The sequence below is a fragment of the Ilumatobacter fluminis genome (genome assembly GCF_004364865.1).
GTDB classification, from domain to species: domain Bacteria; phylum Actinomycetota; class Acidimicrobiia; order Acidimicrobiales; family Ilumatobacteraceae; genus Ilumatobacter; species Ilumatobacter fluminis.
In genome coordinates this window covers 1,686,936-1,710,498 of record NZ_SOAU01000001.1, presented here as the reverse complement: position 1 = coordinate 1,710,498, position 23,563 = coordinate 1,686,936, and the positions used below count along the sequence as shown (strand labels likewise).

The window sequence follows — 23,563 nt, the reverse complement described above, 5'->3', positions numbered from 1 at the left end:
GCGCTCCGAGGGTGGTGTCAGCTGGCGGCGCGGCGCGGGCGGCTCGACGAGCTCTTGCGCGGCACCAGCGTCGGGTTGGTCTTGTCGCGCACGGTCTCGGCGTCGATGACGACCTTGCTGACGTCGTCGCGGCCCGGCAACTCGTACATCGTGTTGAGCAGCACCTCTTCGAGGATCGCCCGGAGACCACGCGCACCCGTCCCCCGGAGGATCGCGAGATCGGCGACGGCCTCGAGACCGTCGGCGCTGAACTCGAGCTCGACGTCTTCGAACCCGAACACCTTCTGGTACTGCTTGACCAGGGCGTTCTTCGGTTCGGTGAGGATCTGCATGAGTGCCTCACGGTCGAGCGACCGGACGACGCCGACCATCGGCAGACGACCGATGAACTCGGGGATCATGCCGAACTTGACGAGGTCTTCGGGCAGGACCTGGGCGAACAGTTCGCCCGGATCGCTGTCGGTCTTCGACTTGACGGTGGCGTTGAAGCCGACGCCTTGTTTGCCGATGCGCTGCTCGATGATCTGCTCGAGACCGGCGAACGCACCACCGAGGATGAACAGCACGTTCGTGGTGTCGATCGTGATGAACTCTTGGTGCGGATGCTTGCGGCCACCCTGGGGCGGCACCGACGCCTGGGTGCCTTCGAGGATCTTCAGCAGCGCCTGCTGCACTCCCTCGCCCGACACGTCGCGGGTGATCGACGGGTTCTCGCTCTTGCGCGCCACCTTGTCGATCTCGTCGATGTAGACGATGCCGGTCTCGGCACGCTTGGTGTCGAAGTCGGCGGCCTGGATCAGCTTGAGCAGGATGTTCTCGACGTCTTCGCCGACGTACCCGGCTTCGGTGAGCGCCGTTGCGTCGGCGACGGCGAACGGGACGTTGAGCATGCGAGCCAGCGTCTGGGCCAGGTGCGTCTTGCCGCAGCCGGTCGGGCCGAGCATGAGGATGTTCGACTTCTGGAGTTCGACGTCGTCACGACGGCCGATGCCGCTCTGCTGCTGGTACTGGATGCGTCGGTAGTGGTTGTAGACCGACACGGCGAGGATCTTCTTGGCGTCGTCCTGACCGACCACGTAGTCGTCGAGGAACGCCCGGATCTCGCGGGGATTGGGCAGCTGATCGAACGAGAGCTCATCGGTGTCGGTGAGCTCCTCTTCGATGATCTCGTTGCAGAGATCGATGCATTCGTCACAGATGTAGACGCCGGGACCGGCGATCAGCTTCTTGACCTGCTTCTGCGACTTGCCACAGAACGAGCACTTGAGCAGCTCGCCGGTGTCACCGAATTTCGCCATCCGTGCCGCTCCTTTCCGACTGGTTTTCGTTCACGGAGCCGTCGGCGCCTCGCACCGACGTCTGAACCGTCGACCTTAGCGACCCGGACCGGCCGGTGTCGGCAATCAACGGATGGCCGAGTTCACGTCGACCGCTTCGCGCGACGTGATGACCGAGTCGATGATGCCATATTCGAGCGCCGCGTCGGCCTCGAGCACGAAGTCACGGTCGGTGTCGGTGTGGATCTTCTCGATCGGCTGTCCTGTGTGGTCGGCGAGGATCTGCTCGAGCAGCTCGCGCATCCGCAGGATCTCGTTGGCCGCCAACTCGAGGTCGGTGACCTGGCCGTAGCCGACCTGCCCGTACGGCTGGTGCAGCAGGACACGGCTGTGGGGCAGCGCCAGGCGCTTGCCCTTGGTGCCGGCCGCCAGCAGCACCGCAGCCGCCGAGGCGGCCTGGCCGAGGCAGATCGTCGCGATGTCGTTCCGGATGAACTGCATCGTGTCGTAGATCGCGAACAGCGCCGTGATGTCGCCACCCGGGCTGTTGATGTAGATGTTGATGTCCTTCTCGGGGTTCTCGGACTCGAGATGGACCAACTGGGCGCAGAGCAGCGAAGCGATCTGGTCGTCGATCGGGGTCTGCAGGAAGATGATGTTGTCCTTCAGCAGGCGGCTGTACAGGTCGTATGCCCGCTCGCCTCGGCTCGTCGTCTCGACGACGTTCGGCACCAGGTAGTTCTGGGCCGTGAGCGTGTCGCGGAGTTCCATGGTCACTCGCTTTCGGTGTCGTCGACCTGATCCGACTCGGCGTGATCGTGGTCGTGATCGTCGTGATCGTCTTCGTCCTCGTCATGAGTATGGCCGAGCACGAGATCACGATCGATCTCGTTGCCCTCGTGGTCGACCATCTCGACGTGGTGCAGCAGCCAGTCCATCGCCTTCGACTTGCGGATCTGGGCGACCAGCTCGGGGACGGCGTCGTTCTGCTCGTAGGCCCGGCGGATCTCCTTCGCCTTCTGACCGAACTGCATCGCCATCCGGGCGTATTCCATCTCGATGTCGGCGTCGGTGGCGTCGAGGTTCTCGGCCACGGCGACCGCACGGAGCGCGAGGTCGGATTTGACGGCCTGCTCGGCCTGGGGCCGGGTGCCTTCGAGCATCTGCTCGATGCCCTGGCCGGTGGCCGACAGCCACGCCTCGGGATCGATGCCGTTCATCTGGAGCTGGCGGAACATGTTCTGCAGCTGGCTCTGCATCTCGCTCTGCACCATCGACTCGGGTGCGTCGACGTCGACGAGCTTGACGAGCGCTTCGGTGAGCTGACCCATGACCTGGCCGCGCACCGCGCCGAGCTGGCTCTCGACGAGTCGCTCGCGGATCGAGTTCTCCCACTCCTCGACCGTGTCGAACTCGCCGGTGTTCTCCGACACCCACTCGTCGGTCGGCTCGGGGAGTTCGAGCGCCTGGATCGCCTTGACGGTGACGGTGAAGTCGGCCGACTCCTCGGTGCCCTTGGGCGTGGTCGTGAAGGTGAGCGTGTCGCCCACCGACGCGCCCTCGATATGGCTGTCGAAGTCGTCGGCGACCCAACCCTGACCGAGCTCGTACGACCAGTCTTCGGTGTTGAGGCCCATGACCTCTTCGCCGTCGCGGGTCGCCGCGAGGTCGAGGGTGAGGTAGTCACCCGACTGTGCGGGACGGTCGACGTCGGCGAGCGCGCCGTGCGCCTTCAGCTCGTCCTGCTTGGCCGACTCGATGTCGTCGTCGCTCGGCTGCGGCGAGTCGAGCTCGATGCGCAGTCCGGCGTATCCGGGCACTTCGATGACCGGGCGGATCTCGCACTCGGCCTCGAACTCGACGACGCCCTCTTCCTGGCCGCCGGTGATCGCGACGTCGGGGGTCGCCACCAGGTCGACATCGTGCTCGCGAACCGCCTTGCCGAGGTACTGCGGGATCGCGTCGCGCAGGGCCTGCTCACGGGCCGGACCGAGGCCGATGCGAGCCTCGAGCACTCGGCGCGGCACCTTGCCGTTCCGGAAGCCGGGCAGCTTCACCTCGTGGGCGATCGTCTTGAACGCCGCGTCGATGTCCTTGTCGAATTCGGCCTCATCGACCTCGACGTAGACCTTGACCTTGTTCCCCTCGAGGGTTTCAACCGAAGATTTCACAGGTCGAAAACCCTATCGGCGCCCACCCCACCCCGGCTCGCCCGGCCACGAGGTGTCGCCGGAACGGCCCGATCACGGCCCGAGAAGTGCATCGTGGGGCTCCGATCCGGCAGAATGGTGCCGTGCAGTTCTGGAAGCCACACTCCCTCGCCAAGCCTCACGACGGCCAGCTCGACCTGAAGCTGGGCGACAAGGTGCGTGCGACGTCCGACCTGCCGTCCGCCGAGCGACCGCTCGTCCCCGCCGGCACCACCGGCAAGGTGATCCTCGCCAACGGGTTCAACTGGATGCGGTACCGGGTGTTGTTCGACAACGGCGGCGAGCTCGGCGATCTCGATCATCGCCACCTCGAGCCGATCGGGCGCACCGCGAAGCGCCTCGAGAAGAACGCCAAGAAGGCCGCCCGCAGCGCCTGATCCCCGGCCGGCGGCGATCATGGACCTCGACGAGTTCCTCGCCGCCGAAGCCGCCGTCGCCGAGTGCGAACGAGCCCGGTCCCGGGCGACGGTGCTCCACGGCGAGCTGGCCGCCGAACAGGAAACCTGCCAGGACCTCCGTCGCCGCCTCGACGACGCCCGCCGCCGCAGCACACGCTCGACCGGTTCGTTCATCGGCCGGATCTTCGGACGTCGCCCCGATCCTGCGGCACCGCCGTCGCCGGAGGTGGCGGCACTCACCGCCGAACTGTCGGCGCACGAACGGGCGATGCAGCGGTTGTCGGGCGAGTTCGCCTCGGCACGCGACACCGCCGCCGTCCTCGACGAGTCGCGCGACCGGCTCGACGCGGCGACGACGGCCCGTGCTGCTGCGATCGCCGGGAGCGGCGACGACCGTGCTCGCCGGTTGGCCGCCCTCGACGACGAGTTGGCGGCCGCCCGGCGGGTTCGCGACGACCTGCGGGCGGTGATCTCGTCGGCGCTCCGAGCCGTCGGTGCGCTCGACACCGCCACCGATCGGCTCGGCACTGCCGCGGGATGGTCGATCGTCGATGTCGCGTCGGAGGGCAGCGGCGGCTTCCGTCACGGACCGGGGCGCTTCGGCGGCGACGTCGCCGGTCGGGCGAAGTACGACGCCCTCGACGGAGCGGTCGTGCCGATCGCCGAGGCACACGCCTCACTGCTGTCGTTGCGGTCGGAACTGGCCGACCTGGGCGGGCCCGGCGACCTGCACCACCCGAACGTGCGCATGCCGTCGAGCGCACTCGGCACCTGGGACGTGTGGTTCGACAACACCTTCAGCGACCTCATGGTGCACGACCGCATCACCTCGTCGTCGGCCGAGCTCCGCCGTGCCGCCTCGAGCGTCGACGAACTGATCGCCGAAGTCACCCCGAGCGCCGAGGCCGCCGGCGCCCACGTCGACAGCCTCGAACACCAACGCTCCGCCCTCCTCCGCCGCTGACACCCGACACCCCGGACTTCGCACCCCGCACCCCGGACACCGACACCCCGGACACCCAGGCGATTAAATCCACCAGGCGTCCACCGTCGGACACCCAGGCGATTAAATCCACCAGGCGTCCGGACCCGAGGTCCGGTGCCGGGGCCAGGTGCCGGGGTGCTGGTTCAGCGGATGAGGGCGAGGAGCTGGTCGCTCGACATGGTGTTGGCGCCGTTGGCGCGCACGTCGCGGATGATCTCCTGGTCGTTCGTGACCACCACCACCTGGCGCGTCGGCGGGAGCCGGCCCACTTCGTCACGGATCACGTCGTCGGCGATCACCTCGGCCGGCGAGTACACGACTCGTGCGACCCGGCGTTGATCGGCGACCGCACCCACGACGTCGGCACCGTCGAACACGACCGTGATGTCACTGCCGTACCGACGAGCCAGGTTCTCCACTGCGTCGAGCAGCACGACACGCTGCCCCTCGAGATCGAGCTTCGGCCACGCCAGCTTGGCGACGTTGTACCCGTCGATCAGCACCGAGGCCCCGGAGCGGAGGAGGTACTCGGCGGCGGCCTCGGAATCACCCATGACACCGCCCGGCATCGGCAGCGGTTTGCGAGCGACCGCTGTCGGCTTGCCGGCAGTCGGCGGCGCGGCGAGCGCAGCGAGCTGCGCCGCGAGCGACTCGGCGTGGGCAGCGAGGCGAGCGAGTTCCGACCGCTCGGCAGCGAGCGCCGCCCGGTCGGCCAACACCTCGTCACGGACGATCTCGGCCGACCCCTTCGCCTCGACCGCAGCGCTGCGCGCCGCCTCGGCGTCGGCGAGTTTCGCGACCGCCGCCGCCTCCCGGTCGCGGGCATGGCGCGCCTCGTTGCGGGTGTCGATCAGCTCGGCACGGATCTCGTCGATCTCGTCGCGCAGCTTGACGACGTCGGAGCGCAAGCCCTCGATCACCTCGTCGCGCTCCGCGACTGACCCCTCGAGGGCGACCAGTTCGGCCCGACTGCGAGCAGCGACCTGTTCGGCGGCTGCACGGCGCTTCTCGGCTCGCTTCAGCGCCTTGGCCGCGGTTGCCTCCTCGGTAGCGGCGTCGGCCTCGGCGGCGAGGCGGGTGACGTCGTCGACCCAACCGGACGGCCGTTTCAGCCAGGCACGACCGAGCTCGTCGACGAGTTCTGGAACGGCGCCCCGTGCGATCTTCTTGCGGAACGCCTCGTCGCCCTCGATGGCACGGGCGAGCGTCGCGAGAACGGACGAGGGGATGCGATCGGTGGTGAAGTAGCGCTTCAGCGGCGCCGGGTACGCGAGCGGGGGCTTGAACTTCTGCCCTTCCTGCGCCATCAGCACCGCGTACTCGATGGCGGAGCGCAGGTGGCGTGGTTCGACATCAGGGCGCTCCATCCGTTCACTGTACCGCTGCACGCCCGACCGGCCCGGGACGGGAAACGCCCGCTGGCGCCGGCATCGAACAAGCGTTCTTGACGCGAACACGCGTTCGTGCTTTGATCACCCGCCATGATCGTGTTGGGAGATCGATGATGCCGGCGCCCCGGGCCGTCGTCGGGCAGCGGAGCTTCGACGACCTCGGCACGCCGTTGCACGAGGTCACGTTCTGCGTGCTCGACCTCGAGACGACCGGCGGCAGCCGCACCGACGACATGATCACCGAGATCGGCGCCGTCAAGGTGCGCGGCGGCGAGTGCCTCGGCACGTTCCACACCCTCGTCAACCCGGGCCGGGCGATCCCGCCCCAGATCACCGTCCTGACCGGCCTCACCGACGCCGTCGTCCGGACCGCTCCGCGAATCGAGACGGTGCTCGGCACCTTGCGCGACTTCCTCGGCGACTCGGTGTTCGTCGCACACAACGCATCGTTCGATCTCGGTTTCGTACGCGCGGCGTTCGAGCGCGACGGTCGCAGCGAGTACAAGCCGACCGTCGTCGACACGGCGGCCCTGGCACGACGTATGCTGCGCGACGAGGTGCCGAACTGCAAGCTGTCGACGCTCGCGTCCCGGCTCCGACTCGACCACACCCCGACGCACCGCGCACTCGACGACGCCCTGGCGACCACCGACCTGCTCCACCTCCTGCTCGAACGAGCTGCCGGGCTCGGGGTCCTCGGGCTCGACGACCTCACGTCGATCGCGAAGCTGGCGGGGCACCCGCAGGCGCGCAAGCTGACGATGACGTCGTCGCTCCCCCGCACCCCCGGCGTGTACATGTTCTGCGGCAACCGCGACGAGGTGCTCTACGTCGGCAAGGCCACCAATCTCCGCCAGCGGGTCCGCAGCTACTTCGGACGCGACGACCGGCGTCGCATCGGGCCGATGTTGCGCGAGATGCAGACGATCCGCCATCTCGAACTGCCCGATCCGGTCACGGCGGAGGTCATCGAGTCGCGACTGATCGCCCGCATGCTCCCCCGCTACAACCGAGCCGGAACCCGGGTCGACAAGTACTGCTACGTCCGGCTCGACGTCGAGTCACCGTGGCCACGCCTGTCGGTGGTGAAGGACCCGAGCGCCAAGGGCGTCCATCTCGGGCCGCTCCCGTCGCGCAAGATGGCGGCGTTGGTCGTGGAGGCGATCCAGTCGGTGCTGCCGCTCCGTCGCTGCTCGACCCGACTGTCGGCTCGGCACACCCCGGCGCCCGACGCGGTCTCGTGCAGCTCCGCGCAGCTCGGGGTGGCGATGTGCCCCTGCGCCGGCGAGGCCGATCGGCTCAGGTACGACGCTGCCGTCGCCGCGGCCCGAAGCCTGTTCGAGGGCAATGCCGACCCGGTCGTCGAGCACCTGAGCGTGCGCATGACCGAGCTCGCGGCGGCGCAACGGTTCGAGGAGGCGGCGATGGTCCGCGACCGGGTGTCGGCGTTGCTCGGAGCCGTGCGCCGCCAGCGACTCACCGACGCGCTTCGTGCCGCCGACCGGTGCACGGTCCGCCACGGCGACCGGGCGTGGGTCGTCGAGCACGGACGTCTCGTCGACGTCGTCGTCACCGGTACCGCCGGACGCGCCCTGCCGGTCGACCCACCCGACCCGGTCGACGTCACGCTCCCGCTCCCCCGCCGCCACGTCGACGAGGTGCTGGTGTTGGCCAAGTACTTCGACAAGCACGCCGATCGGCTCGAGATCGTCTCGTGCACCGGCGAGTGGCGCTTCCCCCTCGAGGCCCCACCCGACCTCCGCCTCGCCGCCTGACCAGCCACCGCGACGAATGGGGTCCCATTGCGCGGTCCGGTCAGGGCTGGTGGGTGACGCCTCGGTGATCGATGGCGAGGTGTTTGGTGTGGCCGGTGTCGGGGAGGGCGGCGGCGATGCGGGCGGCGTCGGCGGGGTCGCACATCGCTGCCATGGTCGGGCCGCTGCCCGACAGCCAGGCCGCCCAGGCGCCGGCGTCGAGGGCCGCCTCGAGCGCGCCGGCCGTTTCGGGCACCTCGACGAGCCGGGTCGGCTGGTGGAGGCGGTCCTCGGTGGCGAGCCGCAGGGCATCGACGTCGCCGGCGGCGCAGGCCGCCACGAAGGTCGCCACCCGTCCCAGGTTGAACACGGCGTCGGCTCGGGTGACCTCGGCGGCGAGCGTCGAGCGGGACCGGTCGGTCGACGTGGTCGTGCCGTCGGGCACCCACACCACGATGGCCGGGTCGAGACCGAGCGGCACCGGCTGGACGTGGTCGTCGGCACAGACGACCACGCCGCCGTACACCGACGGCGCCACATTGTCGGCGTGCCCCTCCAGTTCGGCCGCCACACCACACACCTCGGCCAGCACGACCTGGTCGTCGAGTGCCTCGGCGCCGAGACGTTGCACGGCGGCTGCGGCGGCACCACCGACCCGGACCGCTCCGGAGAAGCCCATGCCGCGTCCGATCGGGATCGGTGAGCGGACCCACACGTCGCCGTCGCCGCCGGCCTGCCGGAATGCGATGGTGGCGGGATGTGTCGGTTCGGCGGTTCGGCCGCCGGCGGGCGGCTCTCCGATACCGACCTCGGCGTGGAGGGTCAGGGCCAGGCCGAGCACGTCGAACCCGGCGCCGATGTTCGCCGACGACGCGGGCACCCGCACCGACCACCCGGTCATGGCGTCACCCGGCAGCCTCCTGCGACGCCTCGACCAGGCGGTCGAGTGTCGCGGCGGCGGCGCCCGAGTCGATCGCCACCTGAGCCCGTTCGATGCCGTCGGCGAGATCGTCGGCCACCCCGCCGACCACGAGGCCGGCACCGGCGTTCAGGACGACGATGTCTCGGTGCGGTCCGGGTTGCCCGCCGAGGACGGCTCGGACGACGGCGGCGTTCTCGGCCGGGTCGCCGCCGACCAGGTCGCTCGCCCGCGCCGGGGACAGACCGAGCGTCTCGGAGTCGACCTGGAAGTGACGGAGTTCGCCGTCGATCAGTTCGGTCACCTGGCTCGGGCCGGTCGTGGTCAGCTCGTCGAGCCCGCCGCCGTGCACGACCCACGAGTGGATCGAGCCGTGCGACCGGAGCGTCTCGACCATCCGCTCGGCGAACGAACCGTTGGCGACACCGATCACCTGTCGTCGGACACGGCCCGGGTTGGCCATCGGGCCGAGCAGGTTGAACACGGTCGGGATGCCGATCTCACGTCGGGACGGGCCGGCGAACCGGAACGCCGGATGGAACGCCGGGGCGAAGCAGAAGCCCATCCCGGAGCGGTCGAGACAGTGTGCGACTCCTTCCGGTGGCAACTCGATGACGACCCCGAGCGCTTCGAGGACGTCGGCGGTGCCGCACTTCGACGAGGCGCTGCGGGCGCCGTGCTTGCACACCGGGACACCCGCTCCGGCCGTGACGATCGCCGCCATCGTCGACACGTTGATGGAGTGCGACTGGTCGCCACCAGTTCCGACGATGTCGACACAGCTCGCTCGTTGCTCGGGGGTGAGCGGGACGAGGGTGGCGTGGGCCAGGACGGCATCGAGCAGCCCCGACAGTTCGGCGGCGCTCTCCCCTTTGGCACGCAGCGCGACCACGAACGCGATCAGCTGGGCCGGCGTCGCGTCCCCGGCGAGGATCGTCGTCATGGCGGCGCGCGCTTGGTCTTCGGTCAAGTGGCTGCGGTCGAGCAGGGCGCTCAACAGCGCCGGCCACCCGCCGACCTCGTCGATCGTGGTCGTCATGACCCGGCAGGCTAATCCGCGACCGTCGGCCGCTCCCGATGCGTTCGGGTGTCAGGCGGTGCGACGACGTTGGCGCAGGATGCGGCGCCGATCGCGTTCGGTCGCGCCACCCCACACCCCCGCCTTCTCGCGCTGGGTCAGCGCATAGTCGAGGCAGGTCTGTTGCACCGAGCACTCGGCGCACACCTGCTTCGCGACGTCGGCTTCGTCGTCGCGGTCGGGATAGAAGATCGTCGGGTCGAGACCTCGGCACGCGCCGAGCATCCGCCATTCGAGTTCATGGGCTGACACGGTTCCCCCGGTTCGTCTCGTCCTGCTCGCCTTGTTGGGCTCGGGTGTCATCGATGGGGACACTAGAACGCGTCGGCGGCCATTTCCAGAGGTATCTGTGAACGCTCGGTTATCGCTGAGTGTCGTTCTGACCAGGTTCGATGTGCAGGCGGCCGCCAGGAGGCGATGTCATCACCCGAGCAGGTCGTGCAGGAGTTCGTCGTGGGTGGCCGATCCGAGCGCGACCGCCTCGAGATAGGCGGGATGATCGATCTCGAGCACCACGTCGCCGGCGGCGAACGCGTCGACCTGTTCAGCCGTGAGGTCCCACCGCAGGTAGTGCACGGCGGCGGTCACCGCCTCACGAGTGAGGCCCTGCTCGTGCTGTTCGTCGATCGTTCCCCTGATCCGTGACCCATCCGACAACACGAGGAGCACCGACCGCTCGACGTTCGCCAGTTTCGGGAGCCACTCGCGGACCTGGTCGTCGGTGGTGAGTTCGAGGAACATCGTGGCGCACACCTGACCGGCGTCGGGGATCATCGGGTTGTAGATGTCGAGTTCGATCTGGATCTCAGCGTCGGTGGTCAGCTTCTCGACCCGTGCCATCTCCTGGATCTGGAATCGGATGGTGTCGCGGTTCTCGAACAGGAACGTGATGATCGTGCCGACGTGGACGCGCCGGCGGCGCTTCAGGTCGATCACCTGCGACCGGAAGTCGGCGCGCTCGCGCTCGTAGGCACGCACGTCGGCGATGTCGTCGAGGGTCAGCTTGCGGGACATGAGGCTCCGTGGTCGCCGGGCTGCGGCTGGTGATCAGTCGGTGTCGATGCCGTAGGCGCGGGCGACGAGGCTGATCGGATGGGCGGGTCGGTTGCCGGTCTGCTCGGCGATCGCCGTGTTCGCGAGGCTGCAGTCGCCGGTGACGGCGACGTCGCCCTCGGCCTTGGCGTTGGCCTTGTCGATCTGGTCGGCCAGCTTCTTCGCGATCGGGACGGCGATCTCCTCGTTGCCGTCGCGGAAGCCCCACATCCCGTCGATGCCGGAGCACTGCTGCACCAGCTTGACCTTGGCGCCGGTCAGTTTCATCAGGTCACGGCTCTTGAAGCCGATGTTCTGGGCGCGCAGGTGGCAGGCGACGTGGTACGTGATGTCGTCGGGAACGTCGCCGTCGAAGTCGGTGTCGAGTTCGGTGTCGTCGGCCTTGTGCACCTTCACGAGGTACTCCGCGGCGTCGAACGTGTGCTCGGCGACGAGTCGGGCATCGTCGCGACGAGCCGGGTCGCAGTAGTCGACGTAGTCCTTCTTCAGGACGTAGCCACACGTCGGCTGTGGAACCACGACGTCGCGGCCGCCCGAGCGGATCTCGTCGGCGAGCGTCTGCACGTTCTTGTCGGCGATCTTGCCGAACTGCTTCACGTCACCGGAGTGGAGCCACGGTGCGCCACAGCAGCCGGCAGCCGTGGTCTCGCACTCGATGCCGTTGCGCTCGTAGACCTGGACCAGGTCCTTGCCGACCTGGACGTCCTGGTATTCGACGAGGCAGGTCGGGAACACGGTGACAGCGCCCTGGCGTGGGCGGCCGAGCTTCGCGACATGCTGCTTGAACCAGGTCGAGAAGCGCTGCTTCGCGTACGGCGGGAGCAGGCGCGTGGCGGACACGCCCGTGGTCTTGGCCATCACCTTGCGGACGAGCGATCCCTCGCGTGACTCGATCGCCTTGTTGGCGAGCGGCGCCGCCATCGAGCCGATGGCGCCGAGCGCGTCGGTGCGGGCCATGACCCGGGTGGCAGCCTGCTGCTTGGTCGGCTGGTGCCCGTTGGCGTGACGCATTGCATCCGCACGCAGCATCAACCGTGGGAAATCGAGCGCCCATTCGTGCAGCTCGGGGATGTACGGGCAGTTGACGTAGCACAGCTTGCACTGGAAGCACTCGGCCACGACCTGGTCTTGTTCGGCGGGCGTGAGGCGGCCGGCGTCCTGGTCGTCGAAGCGGTCGATGTAGTCGAACAGCGTCGGGAACGAGGTGCAGAACTTGAAGCAGAGCCGACACCCGTGACACAGGTCGTAGACGCGGGTCAACTCGTCTCGCACGTCGGCCTCGTCGAGATACAGCGGGTGGTGTGGGTCGTACGTCGTGGTCATGAGCAGAACCTCCGGTGGCGACGCTCGCCAGTCCCGTTCATGTCGCGCTGCGTCCTGGTGAGCGGGCGCAGCGCGACACGAAGGGAGGGTTGGATCAGAGGTCGTCGAGGCCCTGGGTGAAGCGGCCGGCGTGCGACTTCTCGGCGCGGGCCAGCGTCTCGAACCACTCGGCGATCTCGTCGAAGCCCTCGTCGCGGGCGGTCTTGGCGAAGCCCGGGTACATCTGGGTGTACTCGTAGGTCTCGCCGGCGATGGCGGCCTTCAGGTTCTCCTCGGTGTCACCGATCGGCTCGCCGGAAGCGGGGTCGCCGACCTCGGCGAGGTACTCGAGGTGGCCGTGTGCATGGCCGGTCTCGCCTTCGGCGACCGAACGGAACAGGGCGGCCGTGTCGGGGTATCCCTCGATGTCGGCCTTCTGCGCGAACCACAGGTAGCGGCGGTTCGCCTGGCTCTCGCCGGCGAAGGCCTCCTTGAGGTTCTCGTGTGTCTTGGTTCCGTCGAGGTCGGGCATGAGGGACTCCTTGGCTGGAGGGTGTGTTGGGTCCGGGCGACTGCGCAGCTCGCCCGGATGCCGTTGAACAGGCGGAACGATCGCGCATTGCGTGCTCGTTCGCAAACGGTGCGAACGAGCACGAGTTGTGCGCTCCCGGTCGCCGCCCGACCCGGGCCGCATAGGCTCGTGGACGTGAGGACGAGCCGATGACCACCGACGATCACAGCGCGGATCACGGCGCGACATCCGGACGATGGGACCCGATGGCGCTCAAGGCCGGCGCGTCGGTTGCGCTGGTGTTCGCCGTGCCGTTCTCGATCGCAGCGCGTTGGGCCGCAGACAGCCAGGACGACTCGGCGCTCGCGATCTGGTTGTCGCTGGGCGCCGTCGTCGGCTTCGTCCTCGGCGCCGGCTGTGCCGCCTGGGTGCAGCGCCTGAACCTCCCGTACTCGCACGCCCTGGCGACGGCGACCGGCACCTACCTGGCCGCACAGGCGGTGTTCATCCTGTTCCGCCTGCTCCGGGGTGCCGACGTGAGCTGGTTCGCCGCGTTCTTCAACCTGTCGGTCGTCGTCGGTGCGGGTGTGCTCGGCGGCGCCCTCGGTCAGCGTCTCCGGAGCAAGGGATTCCGCCCGACCGGTCTGGGCTGAGCGGTTTCGACGCCACAGAAGTCACCCGCACCGGAATCGCGACCGAACGACCTCGCCCGCTTAGAATGGCGTCGCCGCGTCCCGAACCTGCATGATGGGTGCGCGCCAGCAGCTGAACGCTTCGAAAGGACCTCACGTGACCAACCCCGCCCCTGCGGACTCCACCGCATCTGACCAGGGCCGCACCACGCGCCGGGCCATGCTCGGGCTGGGCGCGTTCGGCACCGTCCTGGCCACGGCTCGCACCGCATCGGCGGCTGCGGGGTCCGAGGCGTCGTCGATCGCCGGCTTCGCCATGCGGGCCGAGCTCACCGCTCAGGCGCTGTACGAGCTCGCCGACGGCGACTTGTGGTCGGTCATGGCACAGCACCACGCTGCGTACGCGCAGCGGATCGCCGGCATCGCCGGCCTGTCGGCCACTGGCCGACTCGACGCGGTGTACGACGAGTTGTCGGGCGCTTTCTCGTCCGGCGATCCGTCCGAGGCCGCACTCCAGCTCGAGAACACGCTGGCGGCGACGCACACCGAGCTGCTCGGCATGACCGACGACGGCCCGTCCATCTCGGCGATCGCGTCGATCGCCATCACCGAGTCGCGCCACGCCGCCACCATCGCGGCCCTGTCGGGCGCCGACCTCGAGACCCAGCTCGTCAACTCCGCCGCTGCGCTGGCCCCGGAGGCCTGATCCCATGACCTCGAAACAGCCCACCCCGCTCAACCGCCGCGAGCTGATCCGCAACGGCGGCATCGTTCTGTCGCTCGGCGCTGTCCTCGCTGCGTGCGGTTCCGAACGCTCCGGCCCCACCAACCCGGGCAAGATCGGCGTCGAACTGCTCCCCGAGGAGGAGTCGCTCGACACGACCGTCGACGACGCCGTCATCTTGCGCACGCTGCAGTCGCTCGAGTACACGACCGTGGCGATGCACCGGATTCTCACCGGTTCGCTGTCGGGCGACGCGCTCGCGCTGGCCGAGGATCTGATCGAGTCGCACGAGCGCCACGCCGACGAGGTCGGCGAGCTCGTGACCCAGGTCGGCGGCACGCCGTTCGAGTGTTCGAACCCGTTCATGATGGAGCGGATCGTGACGCCGCTGTCGAACGCGCTGGCCGGCTCCGACGACCCGACCCGCGACGCGCTCGAGATCGCCAACGGTTTCGAAACGGTCGTGGCGGCCTCGTACCAGGCGATGGTCGAGCAGCTCAGCGACGGTTCGCTGCGGCCGGCGCTCATGACGATCGGCAACGAGTCGGCCCGGCAGTCGTCGGTCGTGGCGCTGGCCACGAACCCCGACGCGATCGCACCCGAGCTCGGCACCGCCGACGAGAGCGAGTTCCCGATCTTCTACGCCATCCCGGCGCCGTTCGGCCAGCTCACCGGCATCACGCTCGTGGTGGGTGCGCCCGACGCAGAGGGTGCCCGTGCCTCGGTCACGCTGCAGACGCCGGCCGAGAACACCTTCGTCTACAGCGGCCTGTCCTGCTGACCCGCCCGGCTCGAGCCGTTCGGTTCGCTCAGGCGACCCGGACGGCTTCGAACAGGTTGTAGACGAACGAGGCTCCGAGCACGGCGCCGAGCATCAGCATGATGCGGCTGGCGAGCGCCATGCTCGTCCGCCAGATGAACAGTGCGGCGACGCAGGCGACGATCACGACGATCAGGAAGCCGCTGTCGCCGGCGAGCGCCACGTCCCACAGCTTCGTCGCGTCGATGTCGCCGGGGAACAGCGGGTTGTTCTGGCCCGTCATCGTGTTCCAGCCGAGCCAGCCGGCCCAGAAGGCCCCGACGGCGACCGGTGCGATGATCCACTTCGGCGCCTTGATGTTGAGCATGGCGACGACGGCGACGGTCGTGACGACGATGGCGACGCCGGTCTGATAGCCGTTCTCGCCGAGGTTGTCGATCGTGCCCCGTATGACGTCGCCGACCGAGCCGATCAACCCCTGGCTGCCGTCGGCGGCAGCACCGGGCGCGGCCGTCGTGGGGACGGTCGTGTCGGTGACGGTGGAGGGGAACGTCGTCATCGCGTTCCAGCTTGCCATCGGGTCGCCCCGATTTGACGGACCCTCGGCGCGGCTGCCCGAGCCTCGAGACCTCCCGTCGACCGGCAGCACGCACCTGAACGTCGGGATGACTCGGCTGTACCTACTGGCCCGTCCGGCTCAGGTCTCGGAGGAAGGCGAACAGGTGCCCGCCGTCGACCGCCGAGTGCATCAGCTCGATTCGGATCGGGAAGGTCGACCCGTCGGCTCGGCGCGCCTCGGTCTCGATCTCCATGTGCCCACGCTCGGGGAGCGAGGCGAGGATCGCCCTCGTGGCTTCGGGTGCGCGGGTCGCATTGAGTTCGGTGACCGAACGACCGATCAGGGCGCCCGGTTCCATCCCGAACATCTCGGTGAGCCGCTCGTTGGCCTCGAAGATGATGCCGTCGAGTGTCGCGCGGGCGAAGCCGTCACGGGTGTTGTCGACGAGCGTCTGGTATCGGTGCGCCGCCTGCTCGACCGCTGCGGTGGCCTGCAAGCGATCGGTGATGTCGCGGACGAAGCAGAAGAACTCCTCGGTCTCGTCGCCCGTCGCCGTCGCGGTGACCTCGACGGGCCAGAGCGAGCCGTCCTTGCGGCGATGCACCGACTCGGCAATGACCGTTCCCAGCTCGGCGGTGCGTGCGCGGAACGCTCCGAGCTGATGTTCGTCGAAGCGGGCGTCGAGGTCCGCGATACTCATCCCGAGCACGTCGTCACGTGCGAAACCGGAGAGCTGGAGATAGCGAGCGTTGACGTCGGTCAACCGGTTGTCGTGCCCGATGATGATGACGCCGTCGGACGATGCGTCGAGCAGCGCCCGGAATCGCCGTGCGCTCTGCTCGACTTCGGCGTTCAGGCGGAGTCGCTCCCGCTCGTCGCGGATGAAGGTGAAGAACTGGCCACCGTCACGCTCGGTGAACATCACGGACACCTCGACCGGTATGTCGGTGCCGTCGGCGTGCCGGACGACGCCCGGCACGACACCACCGCCGGCGCCGGCGAACGCGTCCATCCCTGCCACGAGTTCGTGAGTGTCGACGTATGGATTGAGATCGGCCATCGAGCGTCCGACGACCTCGTCGGGCTGCAGACCGCTCAGCCGGCAGAACGGTTCACTGGCCTCGACCACACGTCCCTCCCGGTCGACTCGAAGGAAGCCGTCGGTGCTGCCGCGGAGCAGCGTCGCCCAGTCATCAGCGGCTCGCTGCACGACGGCCCGCCGTTGACTCTCATCGGTGAGATCCCGCATGTAGGAGAAGAACCGCCCGCCCTCGATCGGCGAGTAGACCGTCGACACCTGGATCGGCCAGTGCGACCCGTTCTTGCGGACGTGGACGCTGTCGAATCGCTTGGCGACCGCGGCGCGCACCTCGTCGACGATGGTGGCGCTGCCGTCGGACAGCTCGGGAGCTCTGAGGTCGACGATGGGCCTGCCGACCAGCTCCTCTCGGGAGTATCCGGAGAGCTCGCAATAGACGTCGTTGATCTCGAGGATGGTCCCGGCTGTATCGAGCACGGCGAAGCCATCCATCGTCAGTTCCATGAGCGCTTCGTGTCGTGCCGCACCGGCCTGAATCACTGCCTCGGCGGCTCGGCGCTCGGTGAGGTCGCGCATGAAGACGAGCAGGCGACCATCTCCGCCTGCCGAGTAGCTCAGCGACACCTCGACCGGCCACGTCGTCCCGTCCTTGCGGAGCTGCTCGGTCTCGAAGATCTCACCGCCTGACTCGACCACCCTCGCAAGCCGTTCGTAGTCGGTCGACTCCTGAATGGCGTCGAACTCGACGATGCGATGTCCGACGAGCTCGTCAGGCGTGAACCCGTTGATCTCGCAGTAGACGTTGTTGACCTCGAGGATCACGGCGTCCATGTCGCACAGCGCGAAGGCGTCCTTGGTGCCATCGATCAGATCGGTCAGCTGCTGCGCGGCAACGGTGCGATCGGTGACGTCCTGGATCGTGCCGGTCACCCGGAGCAGGCGACCGTCGACGCCGAGCCGTGGGTACCCGCGCGACTCGACGTGCTTGAGGCGCCCGTCGACGATGGCGCGGTACCGCTGGGCGTACGGCTGCCCGTGTCGGCGGCCCTCCTCGGTGACGCGGACGACGGCCTCTCGATCGTCGGGGTGGACGAGGTCGATGATCACCTGCCGGTCGGGAAGGGTCGTTGCCGGGTCGAGTCCGAAGATGTCGAACACGCCACGCGTCCATCGGCTGGTACCGGCGACCACGTCCTCGTCCCAGCTGCCCGTGTTGGCGAGGCGCTCGGCCGCCTCGAAGCGTTGTGTCTCGTCGACCAACTGTCGGTACATCTCGTCGCGATCGGTGACGTCGAACGAGATCCCCAGTACACCGATCGCCGTCCCGTCGATGTCGCGAACCGTGGACTTGGTCGTTTCCCACAGCTTGCGACGGTCGTCGAGCCGATCGACGACCCACTGCTCGTGCGTCACCGGCTTGCCGATCGACAGGGCCAGCCGGTCCTGGCGACGGAAGACCTCGGCGGTCTCGGCGTCGACGAAGTCGGAGGACGGGCGACCGACGAGATCGGCCGCTTCCACGCCGAGGAGCTGCTCGAACCGGCGGTTGCACGCCAGATAGCGCCCCTCGAGATCCTTCAGCCACATGGCCACCGGGATCGCGTCGAGCGCTGCCCGAGCGAGTCGTCCATCGGTGAACGGGTCGTCGTCGAGCTGCTGGGTCGGGCGATCACCCGGCTGGTCCATCGCCTCAGCGTAGGACCGACCTCTGCACAGCGCCAGGATCGTCGTCGCAGCGGGTCGCTGCCGGGCTCACGCCCGTACACTCGGCGCTGCGATGGTGAGTCGGTCGGGTGGCCGCGGCACGACGTGTCGAGGAAAGTCGGGACTCCACCGGGCAGGGTGCTGGCGAGAGCCAGGTGGGGGTGACCTCACGAACCAGTGCAACAGAGAGCAGACCGCCGATGGACCCCCGGGTCACAGGTGAGGGTGAAACGGTGCGGTAAGAGCGCACCAGCGTGTCGGGCGACCGGCACGGCTCGGCAAACTCCACCCGGAGCAAGGTCAAGCAGGGGGACGAGCGGCCCGTTCCACTCCCCCGGGTAGGCCGCACAGATGGATGGCCACCGGGTGCCTCGGCACCCACAGAATCCCGCTTACAGACCGACTCACCATCGCACCGTCACGCGACCGACGCCGCTGCGCAGTCGTGCGTCGGCTCGTCAGTCGTCGGACTGCTCGGCGGCTTCCGACAGCAGATCGTCGACGGATCGACTGAACCGACCTGCTGCGTCGGTGAACTCACGCAGGTCGGACTCGCTCGGACAGCCCCCACCGGCCGATGCCAGGACGAGTTCGGCACCCAGTTCGTGCATCCGTTCGTGGTCACGGACGACGGCGCCGAATGCGGCGAGTTCGCCGTATCGGCCCTGCGCAGCGCCGTGATACCAATCGAGCAACGGACACTGGTCGAGGCTGGTGCGTGGTTGCTCTGCCGACGACGCACCTCGGGTGAACTCCAGCACCTGGTCGATCCACTGTCCGTGAACGTGCCGAGCCACATCGAGGTCGCGTAGCCGCGAGCACTCGGGCGGGCCGTCGGCGACGTCTCTCCACGACGAGCCGGCACGGAACTCGGTCACCCATCGCGGGATCGCTGCGGACTCCATCGGCAAGGCGATGCCGAACCCTTGCGCGTACTGGCAGTCGAGCTGACGCAGAAGCATGCCGATCTCGACCGACTCGACCCCCTCGGCGACGACGGGGCGCCCGAGTGCCTTCGCCAACTGGACGACACCTTCGACGATGTCGAGGTTGCGAGCGTCGTTCATCAGGCGACGCACGAAGCCTTGGTCGATCTTGAGGACGTTCACCGGCAGGCTGCTGAAGTGGGTCAGTGACGAATAGCCGGTGCCGAAGTCGTCGAGCGAGAACGTCACCCCCAAGGAAGCGCAGCGTTCCATGATCTCGGCGACGTCGTCGAGCTGGCCGACGGCAGCCGTCTCGACGATCTCGAGTTCGAGTCGTTCCGCCAATCCATGCCGATAGCGCCGGAGCTGTGAAGCGAGATACTCGGGGAACGATGGCTTGGCGATGTGTCGCGGCGACACGTTCACGCTGACGCCGAGGGTGAGTCCTGCCCGGTCCCACTCGGCGAGCTGGTCGAGTGCGGCACGCAGCACCCACTCGTCGAGTGCGAACTCCAACGGTGTCGCATCGATGACGGGAAGGAACTCGCCCGGCAGGAGCAATCCCCTGGTCGGATGCTGCCATCGCACGAGCGCTTCGACGGCGACGGGTTCGCCGGTCGCGAGGTCGATGCGCGGCTGGAAGTGGAGCACCAGTTCGTCTCGGTCGAGTGCCTGCTCGAACTCCTCGAGCTCGTCGCGGCGGTGCTGGAGCTCCGAGTCCACGACCGGGTCGAACAGCTCGTAGGTGTTCTTGCCCCGTGCCTTGGCTCGGTACATGGCCTGGTCGGCATGACGCAGCAGCACGTCCTCGTCGCCGTCGTCGGCGGGCGACACCGTGATGCCGACGCTCGCGGAGAGGTGGATGCGACGGCCGCCGACGGCGAGCGGCGTCTCGCAGGCGGCAACCAGCCGTCGGGCGTGTTCGTGAACCTGTTCGATCGAGTCGAGGTCCTCGATCAACACGACGAACTCGTCCCCGCCGAAACGGGCGACGGCATCGTTGGACCTGATCGTCGCACGGAGGCGGTCGGCGAACCGGACGAGGACGGCGTCGCCCATCTCGTGGCCGTAGCGATCGTTCACCGGCTTGAACCCGTCGAGATCGAGGTAGCAGACGGCGACGAAGGTGCCGGATCGATCGGCTCGGTCGACGGCGTCGGCGAGGAGATGCGAGAAACCGGCGCGGTTCGGCAACGAGGTCAACGGATCGTTGTACGCGAGGAATTCGATCCTGCGCTCGGCCTCCACGCGCTCGGTGACGTCGCGGACGAAGGCGAAGATCTCGCCACCGTCGGAGGTCGAGTAGCCGACGTCGATCTCGACCGGGAACTCCGAGCCGTCGGCGCGCCGGGCGTGTGCTGCGACGAACTCCCGGCTCACCGGACCGCCCTGCACGAGCTCGAGGATGTAGTCGGATGCGTCGCCGTCGACGTCGTGCTCATCGATCGATGTGCCGATCAGGTCCGCCTCGGACCGACCGAGCATGCGCGCGAGCCGCTGGTTCACCTCGCGAATCGTGCCGTCGAGCGCCACTCGGGCGAAACCGTCGTTCGAACCGGCGAGCAGAGCCCGGTAACGCTCCGCTGCGACGATCGCTTCCTGGTGGAGTTGCGCCCGTTCGCTGACGTCGCGGACGAATGCGAAGTATTGCCCACCTCCGCCGGCGTCGAAGGTGAGCGAGATCTCGACGGGGGTGCTCGATCCACCGACGGTGCCGATGTGCGTCGCGAACTCGATGGTGCGTTCGGTGCGGGCTCGGGTCAGCATCTGCTCGACACCGTCCGCGTCGAGACCTCGATCGAAGATCGCAACGGACCTGCCGACGACATCCGCTGCGGCGACACCAGCCGTGTGGCACACGTTCTGATTGACCTCGACGATCACACCGCGTCCGTCGAGGCGGACGAAGCCGTCATGGGTGCCTTCGAGCAGGGTGTTCCAGCGTTCTGCGCTCCGACGGAGTTCACGCTCGTTGCGGCGCCGTTCGGTCAGGTCTCGAAAGAAGGCGAAGAAGCGGCCCCCTGACATCGGCCCGTAGCTGACCGACACTTCGACCGGCCAGGTGGAACCGTCGGCCCGCCGGTGCACGGTCTGGAAGATCTGGCCGCCGGTCGCCTTGATGCGGTCGCGACGTGCGAGCGCGTCGGCGGGCGTGGTCAGTTCGTCGAGTTCGACGAACGACCGGCCGATCAGGTCGCTGCGGGCGAAGCCGGACTGCGCGCAGTATTCGCCGTTGACGTCGAGGATCTGTCCGTCGGCGTCGGTCATCGCGAAGCCGTCCTTGGCCGACCGGACGAGTGCCTCGAACTGCTGGGCCGACTCGCGAACCAGTCGTTCTCGCTCGACCCGGTCGCTGATGTCGCGTGCTGCGGCGACGATCACATCGCGACCGTCGTCGTCGAAGCGCTCCATCATCGCCTCGGTCGGGACGATGGTTTGGTCGAGCCGCCGGATGTTGCAGCGGAAGGGACGGTTGGAGTCGTTGACGGAGTCGGCGATGGCGGGCCAGAGCCAGTCGCTCACGTCCTCGACCAGGTCCCACGCATGGAGGGCGAGCACTTGTTCTCGTGTGCCGCCGAACTCGTCGCACGCTTTCTGGTTGCAGTCGATCAGGCGACCGGTCTCGACGTCGATCAATGCGACGGCGTCGGCGGCACGATCGACGAGGCGGGCGAACCGTTCGGCCCGCCGCGTCTCGCGAACTCGTTCGGTGATGTCTTGGAGCGTGCCGTGCTGCCGGACGACCACGCCGAACTCGTCGTGGTCGAACCGCCCGCGGTGCTCGACGTGCCTGACCTCGTCGCCGACGACGATCCGGTGTTCGACGGCGAAGGCGCGGCGCTCGCGCGCCGCTTCGGCGACGGCATGGTCGAACGCTTCGGCGTCGGCCGGATGGAGTACCGACCGGATCGAGTCCGCACTCGGCTCGAAGACGCCGGGCTGGACGCCCAGGATTCGGTACATCTCGGTCGACCACGTGGTGGTGCCGGCGACGATGTCGACCGACCAGCTCCCGATGTGGGCGAGTCGCTCCGCCTCGTCGAGCGCATCGCTTCGCTCCTCGAGCGCCTGGTGGTCCCGGGCACGCTCGGTGATGTCGAAGGCGACGCCCAGCACACCGATCGGGTTGCCGCGGTCATCGCGCAGCAGCCGTTTCGTGGTCTCCCACAACATGCGCGAACGGTCGGTCGCGGACACGACCCATTCCTCGTTCGAGACGGGACGATCGGACGACATCGCCAGGCGATCTTGTTGCCGGAACAGCGCGGCGGTCTGCTCGTCGACGAAGTCGACGTCGACTCGACCGACGATCTCGGACTCGGGCGCTCCGAAGTAGCGCCCGAACGCCTCGTTGCAGCCCAGATACCGACCATCGAGGTCTTTCAGCCAGACCGCGGCAGGCAAGTGCTCGAGGACGGCCAGGCCCAGCCACTGGCCCGCGAGCGGCCCCGAGCGATCCGGCCCCGCCAGGCTGGCCTCGTCCGGCATTGGCGAAGATGGTAGATGGGCCGCCAAGAGCTCGTCCAGCGGCGAGGTCGTCGGTCGGGTCGAGGGCCACATCGTCATCGTGCGACTCCGGTTCCTCGTCCGAGCTGACCGTTGCGACTGCGTTTCGACCGGTAGAGGGCCTGATCGGCCTCGTGGAGCGCCATGGCGGTCAGTGACCCCACCACGGTGGTGGTACCGATCGAGGCCGAGAACCCGACGCCGTCGACCTCGAAGTGGCAGCCCTCCGGCCAGACCTCACCGCCCGACCGCCGGGCTACGAACGCGAACTCGTCGCCGCCGAGACGACCGACGAGCCCGTCGTCGCCGCTGCGGTCGGCCAGCCACCGAGCGACCTCGACGAGGGCCCGGTCGCCGAACCCGTGGCCGTGCGTGTCGTTGATCGTCTTGAACCCGTCGATGTCGACCATGCCGATCACGGACGACGAATAGTCACCTGGCCAGTCGTCGTGGTCGAACGCGTCGAAGAACCCACGGCGGTTCGCAACGCCCGTGAGGGCATCGGTGACGGCCGCTTCGCGCAACAATCGACGGGCCGTGTCGAGCCGCTCGATGAGGCGGGCGCAGAAGGTGATGAGCGGCGGCGCGACGAGGGCCGGCACGATCGCGCTCAGGACCAGCGCCGTCGTCCACTCCCCGGGGTCGTCGAGTCCCTCGAGGAACAACCAGGCCAGACCGACGAGCATGACCGAGACGAGCACCGCGCAGCCCGAGAGCAGCATCACGAACCGGGCGATCCCGCGTCGATGGACGGAGTCCAGCGCCCAGGTTTCGAGGCCGCTGAGCCAGATCGGCGACGCGGGCTCGGCAACAGGAACGCCTGAGGACGGGGGG

20 protein-coding genes and 1 other RNA gene are annotated in these 23,563 nt (G+C 68.4%); 7 read left to right on the top strand and 14 right to left on the bottom strand.

Annotation, left to right across the window (positions count from 1 at the left end; all coding sequences use genetic code 11):
* Positions 1 to 17 precede the first annotated feature (17 nt).
* From clpX to tig, 3 genes are all read right to left on the bottom strand, one after another.
* Complete coding sequence (gene clpX / locus BDK89_RS07715; RefSeq protein ID WP_133868389.1) at positions 18 to 1,298, bottom strand: ATP-dependent Clp protease ATP-binding subunit ClpX; 1,281 nt, start codon at positions 1,296 to 1,298, stop codon at positions 18 to 20.
* Between the two features lie 105 nt (positions 1,299 to 1,403).
* Positions 1,404 to 2,048: an ATP-dependent Clp protease proteolytic subunit gene (locus BDK89_RS07710; protein ID WP_133868388.1), complete on the bottom strand. Its 645-nt coding sequence runs from the start codon at positions 2,046 to 2,048 to the stop codon at positions 1,404 to 1,406.
* 2 nt (positions 2,049 to 2,050) lie between these two features.
* Positions 2,051 to 3,448, bottom strand: coding sequence for a trigger factor (gene tig, locus BDK89_RS07705; RefSeq protein WP_133868387.1), 1,398 nt, complete (start codon positions 3,446 to 3,448; stop codon positions 2,051 to 2,053).
* A 122-nt stretch (positions 3,449 to 3,570) separates the two neighbouring features.
* Between tig and BDK89_RS07700 the strand changes: the two genes are divergently transcribed.
* Both BDK89_RS07700 and BDK89_RS07695 read left to right on the top strand, forming a co-directional pair.
* On the top strand, positions 3,571 to 3,864 hold the full coding sequence (locus tag BDK89_RS07700) for a hypothetical protein (protein ID WP_133868386.1): 294 nt from the start codon (positions 3,571 to 3,573) through the stop codon (positions 3,862 to 3,864).
* 19 nt (positions 3,865 to 3,883) lie between these two features.
* Positions 3,884 to 4,849 carry a hypothetical protein gene (locus tag BDK89_RS07695; protein ID WP_133868385.1) on the top strand — a complete coding sequence of 322 codons (966 nt, stop codon included), beginning with the start codon at positions 3,884 to 3,886 and terminating at the stop codon, positions 4,847 to 4,849.
* A 164-nt stretch (positions 4,850 to 5,013) separates the two neighbouring features.
* On the opposite strand, the gene BDK89_RS07690 is transcribed toward BDK89_RS07695, so the two are convergent.
* Complete coding sequence (locus BDK89_RS07690) at positions 5,014 to 6,237, bottom strand: NYN domain-containing protein (protein WP_133868384.1); 1,224 nt, start codon at positions 6,235 to 6,237, stop codon at positions 5,014 to 5,016.
* 134 nt (positions 6,238 to 6,371) lie between these two features.
* On the opposite strand from BDK89_RS07690, the gene BDK89_RS07685 reads away from it, so the two are divergent.
* Positions 6,372 to 8,036, top strand: coding sequence for a DEDD exonuclease domain-containing protein (locus BDK89_RS07685; RefSeq protein ID WP_133868383.1), 1,665 nt, complete (start codon positions 6,372 to 6,374; stop codon positions 8,034 to 8,036).
* A 40-nt stretch (positions 8,037 to 8,076) separates the two neighbouring features.
* On the opposite strand, the gene BDK89_RS07680 is transcribed toward BDK89_RS07685, so the two are convergent.
* From BDK89_RS07680 to BDK89_RS07655, 6 genes are all read right to left on the bottom strand, one after another.
* Positions 8,077 to 8,916: a homoserine kinase gene (locus tag BDK89_RS07680; protein ID WP_133868382.1), complete on the bottom strand. Its 840-nt coding sequence runs from the start codon at positions 8,914 to 8,916 to the stop codon at positions 8,077 to 8,079.
* 4 nt (positions 8,917 to 8,920) lie between these two features.
* On the bottom strand, positions 8,921 to 9,973 hold the full coding sequence (gene trpD, locus BDK89_RS07675) for an anthranilate phosphoribosyltransferase (protein ID WP_133868381.1): 1,053 nt from the start codon (positions 9,971 to 9,973) through the stop codon (positions 8,921 to 8,923).
* Between the two features lie 51 nt (positions 9,974 to 10,024).
* On the bottom strand, positions 10,025 to 10,264 hold the full coding sequence (locus tag BDK89_RS07670) for a WhiB family transcriptional regulator (RefSeq protein WP_243839119.1): 240 nt from the start codon (positions 10,262 to 10,264) through the stop codon (positions 10,025 to 10,027).
* Between the two features lie 171 nt (positions 10,265 to 10,435).
* Positions 10,436 to 11,026, bottom strand: a complete 591-nt coding sequence (locus BDK89_RS07665; protein ID WP_133868380.1) for a DUF3501 family protein — start codon at positions 11,024 to 11,026, stop codon at positions 10,436 to 10,438.
* Between the two features lie 33 nt (positions 11,027 to 11,059).
* Positions 11,060 to 12,388, bottom strand: coding sequence for a heterodisulfide reductase-related iron-sulfur binding cluster (locus BDK89_RS07660; RefSeq protein WP_133868379.1), 1,329 nt, complete (start codon positions 12,386 to 12,388; stop codon positions 11,060 to 11,062).
* Positions 12,389 to 12,482: 94 nt separating this feature from the next.
* Complete coding sequence (locus tag BDK89_RS07655) at positions 12,483 to 12,899, bottom strand: rubrerythrin family protein (RefSeq protein WP_133868378.1); 417 nt, start codon at positions 12,897 to 12,899, stop codon at positions 12,483 to 12,485.
* 188 nt (positions 12,900 to 13,087) lie between these two features.
* On the opposite strand from BDK89_RS07655, the gene BDK89_RS07650 reads away from it, so the two are divergent.
* The 3 genes from BDK89_RS07650 to BDK89_RS07640 all read left to right on the top strand — a co-directional run bounded on the left by BDK89_RS07650 (position 13,088) and on the right by BDK89_RS07640 (position 15,015).
* A complete protein-coding gene (locus BDK89_RS07650; protein ID WP_133868377.1) occupies positions 13,088 to 13,531 on the top strand; it encodes a hypothetical protein in 444 nt (147 codons plus the stop codon).
* A 199-nt stretch (positions 13,532 to 13,730) separates the two neighbouring features.
* Entirely contained in the window at positions 13,731 to 14,216 is a 486-nt protein-coding gene (locus BDK89_RS07645) for a hypothetical protein (RefSeq protein ID WP_133868376.1), read from the top strand.
* Positions 14,217 to 14,220: 4 nt separating this feature from the next.
* On the top strand, positions 14,221 to 15,015 hold the full coding sequence (locus BDK89_RS07640) for a ferritin-like domain-containing protein (protein ID WP_133868375.1): 795 nt from the start codon (positions 14,221 to 14,223) through the stop codon (positions 15,013 to 15,015).
* 28 nt (positions 15,016 to 15,043) lie between these two features.
* On the opposite strand, the gene BDK89_RS07635 is transcribed toward BDK89_RS07640, so the two are convergent.
* Both BDK89_RS07635 and BDK89_RS07630 read right to left on the bottom strand, forming a co-directional pair.
* Complete coding sequence (locus BDK89_RS07635; protein ID WP_133868374.1) at positions 15,044 to 15,571, bottom strand: hypothetical protein; 528 nt, start codon at positions 15,569 to 15,571, stop codon at positions 15,044 to 15,046.
* A gap of 103 nt (positions 15,572 to 15,674) precedes the next feature.
* The gene (locus BDK89_RS07630; protein ID WP_133868373.1) at positions 15,675 to 18,278 is read right to left on the bottom strand and encodes a PAS domain-containing protein; all 2,604 of its coding nucleotides are present in this window, start codon (positions 18,276 to 18,278) and stop codon (positions 15,675 to 15,677) included.
* Positions 18,279 to 18,373: 95 nt separating this feature from the next.
* Here BDK89_RS07630 and rnpB point away from each other — a divergent pair.
* Positions 18,374 to 18,707: RNase P RNA component class A (rnpB, locus tag BDK89_RS07625), an RNA gene on the top strand.
* 47 nt (positions 18,708 to 18,754) lie between these two features.
* Here rnpB and BDK89_RS07620 read toward each other — a convergent pair.
* Complete coding sequence (locus BDK89_RS07620; protein ID WP_166657447.1) at positions 18,755 to 22,711, bottom strand: PAS domain S-box protein; 3,957 nt, start codon at positions 22,709 to 22,711, stop codon at positions 18,755 to 18,757.
* Between the two features lie 74 nt (positions 22,712 to 22,785).
* Complete coding sequence (locus tag BDK89_RS07615) at positions 22,786 to 23,451, bottom strand: GGDEF domain-containing protein (protein ID WP_243839243.1); 666 nt, start codon at positions 23,449 to 23,451, stop codon at positions 22,786 to 22,788.
* Between the last annotated feature and the right edge of the window lie 112 nt (positions 23,452 to 23,563).